This is a genomic window from Tolypothrix campylonemoides VB511288_2, from assembly GCF_045999855.1.
Taxonomy (GTDB): domain Bacteria; phylum Cyanobacteriota; class Cyanobacteriia; order Cyanobacteriales; family Nostocaceae; genus Scytonema; species Scytonema bouteillei_A.
Window position 1 is genome coordinate 382,565 of sequence record NZ_JBFPMW010000002.1, and the last position, 13,705, is coordinate 396,269.

The 13,705-nt window shown below is 42.1% G+C and carries 11 protein-coding genes; 2 read left to right on the forward strand and 9 right to left on the reverse strand.

The window, feature by feature from the left end:
• Positions 1 to 50 precede the first annotated feature (50 nt).
• The 5 genes from AB0756_RS06025 to AB0756_RS06045 form a co-directional block, all read right to left on the reverse strand.
• Positions 51 to 2,921: a PAS domain S-box protein gene (locus AB0756_RS06025; RefSeq protein ID WP_038090614.1), complete on the reverse strand. Its 2,871-nt coding sequence runs from the start codon at positions 2,919 to 2,921 to the stop codon at positions 51 to 53.
• Between the two features lie 286 nt (positions 2,922 to 3,207).
• Entirely contained in the window at positions 3,208 to 3,432 is a 225-nt protein-coding gene (locus tag AB0756_RS06030; protein WP_050046332.1) for a hypothetical protein, read from the reverse strand.
• Between the two features lie 140 nt (positions 3,433 to 3,572).
• The gene (locus tag AB0756_RS06035; protein ID WP_038090611.1) at positions 3,573 to 4,154 is read right to left on the reverse strand and encodes a TetR/AcrR family transcriptional regulator; all 582 of its coding nucleotides are present in this window, start codon (positions 4,152 to 4,154) and stop codon (positions 3,573 to 3,575) included.
• Complete coding sequence (locus tag AB0756_RS06040; protein WP_038090603.1) at positions 4,154 to 4,918, reverse strand: alpha/beta fold hydrolase; 765 nt, start codon at positions 4,916 to 4,918, stop codon at positions 4,154 to 4,156. The genes AB0756_RS06035 and AB0756_RS06040 overlap by 1 nt, the downstream gene beginning before the upstream one ends.
• Before the next feature lie 478 nt (positions 4,919 to 5,396).
• A complete protein-coding gene (locus tag AB0756_RS06045; protein ID WP_038090600.1) occupies positions 5,397 to 7,217 on the reverse strand; it encodes an MASE1 domain-containing protein in 1,821 nt (606 codons plus the stop codon).
• Positions 7,218 to 7,533: 316 nt separating this feature from the next.
• Here AB0756_RS06045 and AB0756_RS06050 point away from each other — a divergent pair, with 316 nt between their 5' ends.
• Positions 7,534 to 7,716, forward strand: a complete 183-nt coding sequence (locus AB0756_RS06050; protein WP_038090597.1) for a hypothetical protein — start codon at positions 7,534 to 7,536, stop codon at positions 7,714 to 7,716.
• Positions 7,717 to 7,998: 282 nt separating this feature from the next.
• On the opposite strand, the gene AB0756_RS06055 is transcribed toward AB0756_RS06050, so the two are convergent.
• The 4 genes from AB0756_RS06055 to AB0756_RS06070 form a co-directional block, all read right to left on the reverse strand.
• The gene (locus AB0756_RS06055; RefSeq protein ID WP_038090595.1) at positions 7,999 to 8,244 is read right to left on the reverse strand and encodes a DUF7219 family protein; all 246 of its coding nucleotides are present in this window, start codon (positions 8,242 to 8,244) and stop codon (positions 7,999 to 8,001) included.
• A gap of 278 nt (positions 8,245 to 8,522) precedes the next feature.
• On the reverse strand, positions 8,523 to 9,209 hold the full coding sequence (locus tag AB0756_RS06060) for an ABC transporter ATP-binding protein (protein ID WP_272899717.1): 687 nt from the start codon (positions 9,207 to 9,209) through the stop codon (positions 8,523 to 8,525).
• 56 nt (positions 9,210 to 9,265) lie between these two features.
• Positions 9,266 to 10,525 carry an ABC transporter permease gene (locus AB0756_RS06065; RefSeq protein ID WP_038090592.1) on the reverse strand — a complete coding sequence of 420 codons (1,260 nt, stop codon included), beginning with the start codon at positions 10,523 to 10,525 and terminating at the stop codon, positions 9,266 to 9,268.
• A gap of 13 nt (positions 10,526 to 10,538) precedes the next feature.
• Positions 10,539 to 12,011, reverse strand: a complete 1,473-nt coding sequence (locus AB0756_RS06070; RefSeq protein ID WP_038090657.1) for an efflux RND transporter periplasmic adaptor subunit — start codon at positions 12,009 to 12,011, stop codon at positions 10,539 to 10,541.
• A gap of 427 nt (positions 12,012 to 12,438) precedes the next feature.
• Here AB0756_RS06070 and AB0756_RS06075 point away from each other — a divergent pair, with 427 nt between their 5' ends.
• Positions 12,439 to 13,686: a sensor histidine kinase gene (locus tag AB0756_RS06075; protein ID WP_050046333.1), complete on the forward strand. Its 1,248-nt coding sequence runs from the start codon at positions 12,439 to 12,441 to the stop codon at positions 13,684 to 13,686.
• Positions 13,687 to 13,705: the final 19 nt, after the last annotated feature.

The following is a 13,705-nucleotide window of genomic DNA, read 5'->3' on the forward strand; positions in this document are numbered from 1 at the left end:
CTACCGATCGCGGGAGACTTTTTCCCCAATGCCTAATTTAAGCGCCCCTTTCATGAAGAAAGACTTGCCAGGGGCAATGTAAACCAGAAAGTTAAGCCTCGCTTGCGGTTACTACTAACACCAACTTCACCACCATGTGCTTTGATAATTTGCCGACACAGAAACATCTTCAAGCCAATACCTGTGGAGCATCGAGCTTGGGGATCGCGGACGTACAAATCGAACAGGCGATCGCATTCTATCTTACTCATGCTGATACCATCATCTTGAATCGTAAATCGAATGACACCATCCTGAACTACAGCTTTCAGAGTAAATTTTAGTCCTGGTGGATTGTACTGGCAACTATGTGTAATCCATTGGTTGACAACTTTCTGCAATTTAGCTCGATCGGCACTAACTAATGGTAAACCTTTTGGAACCAAATTTTTTACACTTGCTTGGTTTTGTAAGAGCATCGGTTCCAAATTTTTAGCGATCCCCTCAATCAACAGACTAAATGATACTTTTTCTTGATGGAGAGGAATTCCGCGTGCCGAGCTAGAATGCAATTCCAGTAAAGACTCTATCATCTGTAGTTGGCGATCGTTTCCTTGTAACATTCTCTCTAGGATGGAACGGGAGACGGGGATAGAGGAGAGTGGGAGATGGGGAGGTGGGGGGAATGAGATCCCCTGGTCTTCAGCCCCCAACAAATTATTCAGTACCATCAAGTTACCCATTACTGAGGTTTGCAGTTCGTGAGAAACTGTGTGTAAAACCACATCTTTCACCCGATTCAATTCTTGGAGTTCCAGCATCTTCTGCTGCAATTGTGCTGTTCGTTCTTCGACTTGACGTTCTAGGTTAGTATTGAGGAGCGCGAGTTGTTGATAGAGTTGCGCTTGCTGAATTGCGATCGCAACTTGCTCTGACATTTGTTGAAGCAAATCAATTTCCATTGCCTGCCAGGAGCGCGGTTTACTACACTGGTTTGCAATCAAAGCACCAAACATTTCCTCTCCCATCATAATGGGTACAGCCAAGGTTGCTCTGGTTTGAAATTGTTGATAGAGGTTTTTAACTTTTGCTGAGATTGTTGTTTGAGAAATATCTTCCACAACTCGCAACCGATTGCTCCCAATCAACCCTTTTAATTCTGCCAAAAGCGTTTCATCGTCACTCTTCCAACCTAAGATAGATGGATATTTGGGATCGACAGATTCAGCTAGAATATTAGACTTTGAAGAGGACTCATTCAATGCAATAAAAACTCTGTCTGTGTCTAAAAATTGCCTGACTTCATTGACAGTTGTTTGCAAGATTTGGTCGAGCTCGAGTGAGGTACGAATTCTTCCTAAGGTTTGTGCTAACAGGCGATCGCGTTTTGCTGACAGCCGTAATAAATCTTCCGCTTTTTTGCGTTCTGTGATATCGTTAGTAACACAAAGCATACAGGGTTCTCCACCAAGAGTAATAACTTCAGCTGAAAACAAAACGACCCTAGGTTCACCCGATTTGTTATAAAGCTCAATTTCTAAATTCCGAATAAATCCCTGTTGTTGTAAAATCTGATGTATTGTGACAGAATCTTGAGGGTTTACCCAAATATTTAACTCCCTACGAGTACGACCGATGACCTCTTCTCGACGGAAGCCCGTAATTTGGATAAAGGTATCGTTGACGTCAACATAGCGTCCATCTTTAAGTGAGAGGATGGTAATAGGGTTGGGACTGCAACGAAAGGCTTTAGAAAATTTTTTCTCTGATTCGTGCAGAGCAATTTCTGCTCTTTTGCGTTCTGTAATGTCATGATTGATAAATAGCAGGCATTGAACGCCATCCAAAGAAATAATTTCAGCAGAAAATAACCCCGTTCTCACCTCACCAGACTTGCAGCGAAATTCTGCTTCCATATTGCGAACAACACCGTTTTTCTGTAATTCTTGTAAGAGTGCAATGCGATCGCGATTCTTCACCCAGATTTTAAGTTCGGTAGCAGTACGACCAATCGCTTCTTCTCTCTGATAACCTGACTGTTCGACAAAACTATCATTAACTTCTATAAAACGACCTTCGCTGAGCGTGCTAATTGTAATTGGATTTGGACTGGCACGAAAAATTTTAGCAAATTTCTCAGCCAAACTTCTTAAATTCACTTCTGTTTGTTTGCGGTTGGTAATATCCCGAACAATTGCCAAAACTTCATCTTGTCCGCTCACAACTAACCGTGCTTCATAATCGCGCATTCCCTGTGGAAATGGCAGTTGATACTCACAAGTTTGTAAGCTTTGAGAATCCAAAGCGTTGGCGATCGCTTGTTGGCTGAGTGAGACAACATCAGCAGGTAAGAAATCTTGCAGGTGCTTCCCAATAATTTCATGTCTGGGAATGATGACATCTGTACCTTCACCTCTAAAGTCCAGATACTTACCATCGCGACTGAGACGGAACATTAAGTCGGGTATTGCGTCTAAAATTGCCTTATATCTTGCTTCACTTTCTCGCAATTTTTCTTCTGCGAGTTTCCGATCTGTAATGTCAATAACTAGCCCATCCCAGATGATATCTCCTGAGGGTAATTGTTCCGGGCGCGAAACTGCTTGAACCCATTTCAGTTTGCCACTAGGGGTGATGATTCGACCCTCCCAGCGCCAAGGTTCGCCTGTTGCACAAGATGTGGCAATGGATTGCTCAAAACTTTTGACATCCTGTGGATGAGCTAGGTTATACAATATCTGAAAATCTGCTTGCACCAATTCTGGTTCCAATTCAAAAAGTTCCTGACAGCCAGAACTGGCGTATATAACAGTTCGGGAACCATCTTGCCGTTTGAGGAATTGGAAAATCATTCCCGGTAAATTGGCAGCAATTCTTTCTAAGTGAGAGAATGCTTCTAATTGGGAAGTTGGTGTATGCAGGGCTTTCACGGGTTCATCCACTCTCTGACCTTATTCACAAGCGATTGTCTCGTATAAATGTAAGCGATGGGCATTTCAGCTTTCGGTTAAGATTTGAGTAGAAAACTCATCTTTTTTCGCTGAGAAGCGCTCGCGTGTTGTTAGTAGCTATATTTTCAGGGTACCGTTCAAAGCCGAATTTCGCATTCACCCAATCGGATGAACCACTTCCACAGAGAATGATTTAAAAAACAAAATGCCTCTAGCTTTCTTCAGTCAGATTGAGACCAAAAAACACCAAAGACCCATAAGACATTGTATTAGCAAGTTACAAATCTTCCTCATCTAACAAACTCATCAACGCTTGAAATTCAAGGTTGTATGAGTCTGGCAATTGTTTCTCTAACTCTGATAATTGCTTCTGTAATGTTTCAGCGACGTAGATCATATTAAATTCTCGGGCAATTTTCAACTGATGTTCTTTGATTCTGATTTGCCGAAGCAGGTTGTTTTCAAGGTGTGTTGAATCGCGATCTTGAGCAATCGTCATCATGGTTGCACCTCTTTAAAAGTTTTGTTAAAAATTCATTTTGGTAAATGAGTGAGCTTGTTTGCTATTATCTCGCAGTTAGAGCATTTTGAGTGGAATAGCTTTATTGACTGCGGAGCCAACCCAAATGACTTAGAGGTATCTCAACCATTGGCGCAAAACTCCGCGATCGCAATAGCCTTAACTTCTTCAAGGGGAAAGGTTTGCGGGTAGGTGGAATACATCAGCATAATCCCCTGAATTGTGGAGGAAAAATAAAGACTTCGCTCTCGCGGATTTGCCACCCCAAGGTTGATGAACATCTGAGTCTGCACCTCGAATTGGCGGATTTGCTCATCCATTAACTTTTGACCGTACTTAGCCACAATGGGATCGAGTCGGGGTTGAGTAAAGAGATTGAGGTAAAAACGAAAAATCTCTGGTTTATCCTCTAAAGCACCTTCGAGAATGTGTCGGATTTGCTCGACAGGAGTTTTTTTTGCCCTTGCTGCTTCCATCACAATTAATATGTCATTGATTCGCATATCAACGATTGCTGCAAGCAGTTCCTCTTTACCTTTGAAATAGTGATAGAGCAATCCTTTCGAGATTTGCGCTCGCTTTGCCACATCATCGATAGATGTGGAATGGTAGCCTTTAGAACAAAATAAATCCATCGTTGCTTTGAGGATTTGCTGCTTTGAAGCACGACGGATACTTTCATTTTCAGACGGGGTGCGGGGCATTATTTCGACTCACCAAGAAATTCTTTGATAATACTAGAAATTTCTAATGAATGAGTCAGCGTCGGCATATGGTCTGCACCTTCAATGCGGGCAAAGCGAATGTCAGGAACTTGTTTGAATAAGTCTGCAATGCGGAAACAATCCTCACTATCTTGAGTACCGATAATCAATAGAGTTTTTACTGCTAGCTCGTTCAATGGGGGAATAGCAGGTAATTCCCCCCAAACTTGCACGTTCTTCCACAGATGCTGCCATTCAAGCCCTCGGAGTATATTGTGCGTTGTCATCTCTACCATGCGATCGCGCTGCGGACTCGCCATCACCACTTGGTAAATAGGTAACTCCAAACTGAGTTGTGCCATTTTCTCAAAATTTGGAGCCACAGATTGAATCTGCTCAAACCTCTCAACCATGTTGGGTGAAAACTGGTATCCTGTCAGCCCAGGAGCAATCAGAACTAGTTTTGATACTCGTTGCGGATATGTAAGAGCGAAATTGGTAGCAATCTGTCCACCAATTGAATGCCCTACCAAAACTGTGTTATGGATGTCAAAAAAATCGAGAAGGTTTTTCAAATCCTCAACGTAGTTGGGAATTTCATTCGGTGATGGCGATTGTCCTGCACCCCGACCATCGTAGGCTATGCATTTGTAAAATTGAGCCAATTTTGGAGCAATGAAATCCCAATCGTGCAAATCAGCTCCACCACTGTGAAGGAAGACAATCGGCTCGCCATTGCCTTGAAGAACGTAATGTAAATCCATCTTCGTATCCTCTATCAGGTAACATCAGCGTATTTGATGAATAACAGGGTCAACTTTATGTGATGACAAGTCTGTTTTCGCTTTTACGTTATTTTTATTCTATTTATGACTGAACATTTAGTCAATAAAAAATTCAAAGAAGCTTTGAAGCCGCTCCACGTTCTGAATCGGTTGTGTTGAGTCCTCCATATGTAATGACGAAGGATGCGTGACGAATTTTATTGACACGGGCACATTTGTGGCCAAGACTTGAGTCTGTCCAATACAAACGCGATGCTGTAAAGTGAGATTGAATACAAAGCAGTCATTGCCGCAGCAGCCGTGCTAACTCCTTTCGCTTCGCTGTTAGGAAATTCGCATACCTCATCAACCTACAATCGCCTGTATAGATAATTTATTATGACTTTATCTCACCTATGACATATAAAATTTTTAAAGACTCTAGAATTTTTCTAAAAATTTGATACAATATTTCGGCTTATTTAGCACGAGCTTGTTGCTGAAAAGGGATCTGAATGATAAACTCAGTTCCTTCATTAGGAATTGAGCAGAAATCTAGTTTGCCTGCATGGTTTTCTGTAATAATTTGATAACAAATAGACAGCCCCATTCCAGTGCCTTTACCAATGGGTTTAGTGGTGAAGAAGGGATCGAATATTCGCTGTTGGATGTTGCTTGCAATACCAATTCCATTATCAGCGACAGTCACTTCTATCCAATTTGAATTAACAACGTCTGTACGAATTGTAATTCTATTAGACTCGTCTTTAATTTTCTTAGCATTGCCCTCTTCTAAGGCATCGATAGCATTGGCCAGAATATTCATAAACACCTGGTTAAGTTGTCCGGCATAACATTCAACTAAAGGTAGAATACCGTAATTTTTAATCACTTCTATTTCTGGTTTTTCTGATGTGGCTTTGAGGCGATGTTGCAAAATCATCAATGTACTGTCGATTCCTGCATGAATATCAACTTCTTTAAATTCAGCTTCGTCCATGCGTGAGAAGTTTCTCAACGACAAGACAATTTGACGAATGCGATCGGTACCTAATTTCATCGACGATAATATTTTTGGCAAGTCTTCTTGCAAAAACTCCAAATCTATATTCTCAGCAGCTGTGACAATTTCCGGGGCGGGGTCAGGATTATACTGCTGCTGTAACTCCACAAACCCTAATAAATTTTGCGTATATTCTTGCACGTGGGCTATATTGCCATGAATGAAGTTAACTGGATTATTAATTTCATGGGCTACACCAGCAACCAACTGTCCCAAACTGGACATTTTTTCTTTTTGAACAAGTTGCGCTTGCATATTTTGCAATTCTTTTAGAGTCTGCTTCAGTTCTGCAGTTCGCTGTTCAACACGATGTTCTAGCTCATTGTTAGCTTGTTCTAGTTGGCTAGCTGAGGTACGATTTTCTTGCATTGCTGCTGATAGAATTAATGTTGCAATAGTCAATGCACTTATAAAAGATTGCAACAGCAACAGAGAAGTACCAACTGACTCTTTAGTAAATGAGCCAAACCCTTTAGATGTGCCAACAATTGCAATGCTGGCCATTACAATAATTAAAAGTGTAGTTTGCCACTGTTGCAAGCGAAAAGCCGCCCACAGTAATGGCAGCACCATCAAATACTCTACCGGATTATTGCTCCAAAAAGCTGCAAAGCCAATGCCAACCAACAGGGCTGTGACTACAAGAAATTCGGCGATCGATTTTCGTTGGAATCGCTGATGGGTGAGGAAATTGTGGAAGGCTAATAAGACTGGAGTAATAATTAACATACTGACAACTGTATTGATATACCACCCCAGCCAAACTAGTCGAAAGTTGTTCCAGCTTGAAATACCGAAATAACACTGAGTTATTGCCCCTACTAAGGTAGTGAAAGGCGTAAAAGTGAAAAGTGATATAATAAATTTAATAGCATCTTTGGCGCGATGAAATGGGTAGCGTTTTGGAATAAAACGAATAACTAAGGTAGTAATAATTAGTGGATCGAGCGTATCCAGTGATGCAAATACAAAAGAAGCAAGTATATTGCCATAAATCGCTCGGACAATAATAAAATCACAAAGCAGCAAGATAATCCAAAACCGTCGCCCAAACAGCAGCATTGTTGCCAAAAAGACACCAGATGAAGGCCAAATGGCAGTTGCGCCATCTGGAAACGTAAATGCTGTTGCTAACTTGGCTAGGGCACAATGAACAGGTAGCAGGATTAAAAACCCAATTAACAGAGTGCGATCGCACCGAAAACTAAATTTTGGCAAAGCTGATTTTGGGAACATCTATAGCCTCAGAGCGAGCTTTGAATATTGCTCTTTTTAGAATTCCCAAACTGGATGATTTCTTAACCAGCAATAATTTTCTACCATTACAAGAAAGGTATTTCGTAGGACTTCAGGTAGGGGTAGATATTACATTATGCCTATATATACTTATCAAAGCTCCTTAAGAGGTAATAAAAGATACTAAAAATATTAAAGTTCAGTCAGCCGATTGATTTTGACGATCGATTGAGCGCTTAATAATCTCAAGTAAGTGTCAATAGTTCAAAAATACTATCAGATGTAAGTTACAATAGTTATTAAAATTGGGAAAAAAATGATTAAGCCTAAAAATGTAGTATATCGTGGACACCCAATAGAAAAAGTTGGACACGGTAAAAGAGCCGTCTTTAGGACAATTATTAATGAAAAAGAGTGGTCTGCCATAACTGAATCAGCAGTAAAAGCAGCCATCGATCTTTGGATTGATGAAGGAGTTGAGTCTCAACAGGATAAGTAAGACCATCAATGCAAACCAGAACTCTTGAAGCTCTGTTACTTGCGGAGGGGGATAAAGCCTCGTACCGCAATAGTCGAGGAGTGGTTAACTTGTGTTCGTCTGCGTGCTTCTGCAGTTTCTTATAGAAAAAGCCCCCTTGGATATCCAATCATCAAAGGGGGCTTGCAAAAATTTTCTTCTTGAATCTAAAGAGTGTGGACTTGGTTCTGCTTTCTTTCTGAGAAAAAGAACACTTTGAATTATTGTTTCCTTACACAGCATGCGATCGCTTCTCTAATTAGTTTACTTTTGGTCACCATTAGAACTGGATTTTCCAATTCCGAGTTCTTTTTTTAAGTTATCCAATTGTTCCCATAAAGACTGGATTTTTTCAAAAGCTTCAACGCTGGGAAGCTTGCCATTAGTTTCTAATCCTACAATATAGTCAACGCGTTGTGTAAAGTACTGCAACATTGCGTCAAACTTAAGATTTTCTGGAGTTGTAACACCATGGTAGGCTTTATGAGGGTAAAGAAAATCACTTTTCATATCAATTTATCTCCATGCAAAACAGGAAGAAGCACTAACATAGTTGTTGGCTCTTCTGGATACTATTAAGAATGCCCAAATTTAGAAGCTAAATAAACTTTTTTTGCCTATAAGGCAAAATAAAGTTTTGTAATATAACCTTTATCGTTTGTTATATAGTGGCATTTAGATTTTTACGGGCAGTCTGACCGCAGAACCCCTAACCTACCATACCTATTTGTCTTAGAGCATTCACCCACAGATAGATCCAAATGGAGGTAAAGAGTTTACGGATTTTTCTAAAGAGCGCTAACAGGAGAAACAATCAATCCATCCTTAACGTGAATAACCCTATTAGTTCTTGCAGCAACATCAGGTTCATGAGTCACAATGACAATTGTGATGCCTTGATGGTTTAATTCACTCAGTAAATCCATTACTTCTTGTGAAGTTTGACTATCCAATGCACCTGTTGGTTCATCTGCAAGCACCAAAGCAGGACGATTCACTAAAGCACGGGCGATCGCGACTCTTTGCTGTTGTCCGCCGGAAAGTTGGTTGGGGCGGTTGTTCAGCCTTTCTGCTAACCCAACTCTTGTTAAAGCTGCGATCGCTCTCTTCTGTCGTTGATGCTTGGGAACCCCTGCATAAACCATGGGTAGCATAACATTTTCCACAGCAGTCGCACGAGGCAAAAGGTTGAATTGCTGAAACACAAAACCAAGACGCTGGTTGCGGATAAAAGCTAACTCATCATCATTTAAAGTCGTCAAATTTTGACCCTCTAAAACATAGTATCCGCTTGTGGGGCGATCCAAACAACCTATGATATTCATCAAAGTAGACTTACCAGAACCGGACATTCCCATAATGGCAACATACTCACCTTCCTCTACTGTCAAATCAATCCCTTTCAGGATTGGTACTTCAGTCTCACCCAAACGGTAAGTTTTGGTAATGCTTTCCATCCAAATCATCGCTGCCATAATAATAATTTCCTACCCTCTACGAATTCATAATTCATAATTCATAATTCATAATTTTAATCGCTCCGTAAAGCATTAATGGGATCGAGTCGAGCAGCGTTACGGGCTGGGATAACTCCTGCTACCAATCCCGTGATGAACGAGACACCAAAACCAGCAACAATTGCCCAGAAGGACACAATAAATGGAAATTTAAACACATTAGCAGCTATAAAGGTCAAGCAAATGCCAAAACCAATACCAATTGCTCCACCGACAATGGCTACAGCCACCGCTTCAGTCAAGAACTGACTCAGAATGGCACTTTTGGTTGCTCCTACTGCCTTGCGGATACCAATTTCTCTGGTTCTTTCCACAACTGAAACTAACATGATATTAGCAATACCAATCCCCCCAACAATCAGGGAAATACCAGCGATAGCTCCTACCAAAACGGTAAACAGACTTACAACACTGGTAAAAGTGTTGATAATATCAACTTGATTGATGATGCGAAAGTCATCTGCTTGAGGCGGGTAAATGTTGTGCCGAATGCGGAGCAAGTTTGTCACCTGAAACTGAGCCGCATCCAACTGCGCCTCGTCTCGAGTTTTGATCCACACACCATTAATAGCCGTACCGTTGAGAGCATTGTTACCAACAATTCTGGCAGACATATTTGTCAGCGGGATATACATCTGGTCATCTTGGTTTTGAGTTCCCGATGCGCCTTTCTCCTCCATCACCCCAATAACTGTATATCGTCCATTTTGAATGCGAATATTAGCCCCGATCGCTGACCCCCCAACACCAAAAAGATCGTCCCGCACCTTACTCCCCAGAACAACCACTGGTTTGGCGCTATCCAAGTCTTCTTGAGTAAAGTACTGCCCTTCTTGAGGGTTAACATTTCTCACCTCTGGGTAATTGAGATCTGTACCCAGAACCGTGGTAGAAATATTTTGTCCCTCATAAACCACCTGAACTCCACGCTGTAGATAAGCCGTGACAGATTCCGCCGCCGTAACTTGCTCGGCTATTGCTCGTGCATCTTCCCAAGTGAGAGTTGATGAAGTCCCAACACCCTGACTGATCCCCCCAGTGCGAGCAAATCCCGCTAGCACCAGCATGACATTAGAACCAAGCGCTTGAATCTGTAGCTCGGTTGCTTTCTGTATACCCTGCCCCACAGAGGTCACGGCAATAACCGAAGTAATACCTATAATAACTCCCAGCATTGTTAATCCCGTGCGGAGACGATTGCTCCACAGGGCTTCCACTGCCATCGATAGAATTTCAAATAACGAAATTTTGGTTAATTTAATAGACTTTGCCATAAAAATACCCCTCCTAACGCACGCGCCTTGGCAGTCCGCCGCCACCGCCACCGCCACCGCCGCCAAAAGGCGACATTCTGGGACCCATTCCCTGCTGGGGACGTGACCCTGGTGGAAAACTCAACAAAATTTGTTCTCCCTCACTCAAACCAGAGCGAACTACGGTTTTATTGCGCACTGTGACGCCAGTTGAAATTGGTCGGAATCGCGGTCGTTTTCTGTTTCCTTCTTTAGAATCAGATAGCACCATAACTCCACTAGAATTGTCTTGCCTCACAATGGCAACTGTGGGAATGACTAAGGCGTTATCTAATTGCCCCACGTTAAAATCTACATTCACGTTCATCCCAGATCTCAGTATGTTTTGCGGATCGCTCAGGGAGGCTTTGACTTCAAAGTTTGTGACGTTTTGATCCACTGTGGACTGGGCTGCAACTTGAATTACCTTTCCTGTAAACGTTTTATCTGGATAAGCGTCTGCTCTAATTGTGACCGATTGTCCTAATTTGATTTGAGAAATATTAGTTTCAGCAACTTTTGCTGTTACCTGATTTTGCGATGCCAGTGCAAGAATAGAAGATGAAGTAGCAGAAGACACATCACTTCCTGCTGTGGTGGGAGCTACGAAGGCTCCGGGGTCAGCATATTTACGCGTGACGACTCCAGCGAAGGGAGCGCGAATAATTGTATCGTTGATTTGTTCTTGTGTTGTCTGCAAACGCCCTTGTGCAGATAAGACTTGAGCGCGTGCTTGGTCAATTTCCTCCGGACGAGAACCATTCTTTTGCTTGGCAAGTTCTTCTCTGGCTACAGCTAAGCTGGCTCTGACCTGTTCTATATTATCTTTGGCATTACGTTCTTCCGTTAAAGCTTCGTCTAACGAGTCACGAGCAACAGCTCCTTCTGACACCGGACCCTGCAACCGCTTCACCCGAGAGGTTGCCAAGTCCAGGCGAGATTTTGCTTGAAGAAGTTGGGCTTCGTTTTTCATTACATCAGATCTTGCTTTGGCAATATCTTCACTCCGGTTACCTGCTAGCACCAACCGCAAATTTGCTTGGGCATTTGCTAATTCTCCTTTGGCTTGGGTAAGTTGCCCTCGCAGGTTGGAGTCATCCATATATGCTAAAATTTGTCCTTGCCGGATGCGATCGCCTTCCTTGACAAGGAGTTGCTTGAGAACGCCTGAGTTTTTCGGGCTGACGTTAATCGAGCGCTCTGGCTTGACAGTGCCGTTGGCTGCGATCGTGACAGGAAGATTTGTTCGTTCAACAGATGCTGTTTGAATGCGACGGCGAAATTCCTGACGCTGTGTCATCATGAATTGCTGTACCCCGAAGTAGCCGCCTCCCCCAAGAAGCCCTAAAATCAGCAATGCCACTGCCCATTTTGGTATACTGATTTTCACACGCCTCTTGAGAGAGTCAGTTTCTTTCCAAGGTCGCGTACTGCTGTTTAATTCTGATGCTTCCTTCACTTCCGTCATCCCGTAACAATTATCCTGTAATTTAATAATAAATTTAAAAAACTCCCAAGCCCCCATTTATTTGGGACTGGGGAGATGGAGCATGAGACAATCTATCAGAGAACAGTAACCAGTGAACAGTGACCACTTAAACGCGATAACTGATAACTAACAACTGCTCACCGATCATCGTAGGCGCTCAACTATATAGATGGCATGAAGCAAAACTCCCAATTAATTTGGGAAAAAAGTAACTATAGCTTTGTGACTTTTGTCATGGTGTTGGCTCAGGATCTAGGGGAAAGGGGTCAAGGTTTGGGGATGAGAGCTTGGTTGAAAATAGTCCAATTCCTATTTTTTTTATTTTCGATTCTTATTTCCCAACCTCTTTTGTAAAAGTGAATTACTTTAGGAATGAGACGTTTTATTATTGGTATCGATAATCTCAATGTCACGTTCTCTGCCCCCTCTGCGCTTAATGTTATATCTGGAGTGGTTGCTTTTAGGCATGAGTACCTTAACTGCACTCCTGCTACCCCCGATTTACCCATTACAGACTTCCCCTTGGCTGACTGTTCTGATAATTGTGGTGTTTGGGGTTATGGGTTTGAGGTTACCAACTCACAAGTTCACTCACAAGGTGGTTTATACGGCTGTGGTATTGGGAATTGTTTTCCTCCCTGCTGTGGTGAGCAATTACATTCGCTTTATTCCCATGCTTGGGTTAATTGCAGTTATTCGCAGCTGCCAAATGTTTAAACTTTGGGGTCGATTGATTGTTGCTGGTTTAGTTTATGTTTCCTACCTTTATATTATTATCATCAGAAGTCAATCCATGATTTTTGTGAGAATTCCTATCGGACAACCAAAACCAATTGCAGAACAAATTGCCACAAATACGGCAAATTTGATCCTCAATAATGCGATTTCTTTTGCACTGACGCTAGCATTTGTAGTATTATTAGTTAATGCTGTTTTGTCAGAACGTAGAAGTCGCCAAGAACTCGCGATCGCTCACGAACAACTCCGTCAATACGCTTTGAGAATTGAAAACCAAGCGACTTTACAAGAGCGAAATCGCATTGCACGCGAGATTCATGACTCTTTAGGACATGCCTTAACTGCTCAAACAATTCAGTTAGAAAATGCTCTGTTGTTGTTACCGTCAAACACAGATAGAGCCGTAGAATTTTTAAGAGAAGCAAAACAACTAGCTTACCAAGCATTGCAAGAAGTTTCCCGTTCAGTAGCGACACTGAGAGCCGATCCTTTGCGTGGCAAATCGTTAGAAAGTGCAATTAGCAATCTTATTCAAGACTTTCGCAATAGAACTCACTTAACCCCAAACTGGAAAGTGAGTTTAACCTCTCCCTTAACATCTGAAGTCAGCATTACAATTTATCGCATTTTGCAGGAAGCACTGACCAACATATCAAAACACAGTGCTGCAACGCAGGTTACCATTCAATTACAATCTCAAGCCGGACAACTCAACTTGCTTGTAGAAGACAATGGTAAAGGTTTTAATCCAAAACAAAATACCACTGGTTTTGGGCTTCAGGGGATGCGAGAACGAGCTGCGGCTTTGGGCGGAACTTTCTATATTTTTAGTGAACCTGGGAAGGGATGCCGAATTCAAGTAGTTATTCCTGTAATAAATTCATCAGTGATGTATTCTGAATCCACAGCCATCTAAAATCCCATCCCCAATGCAA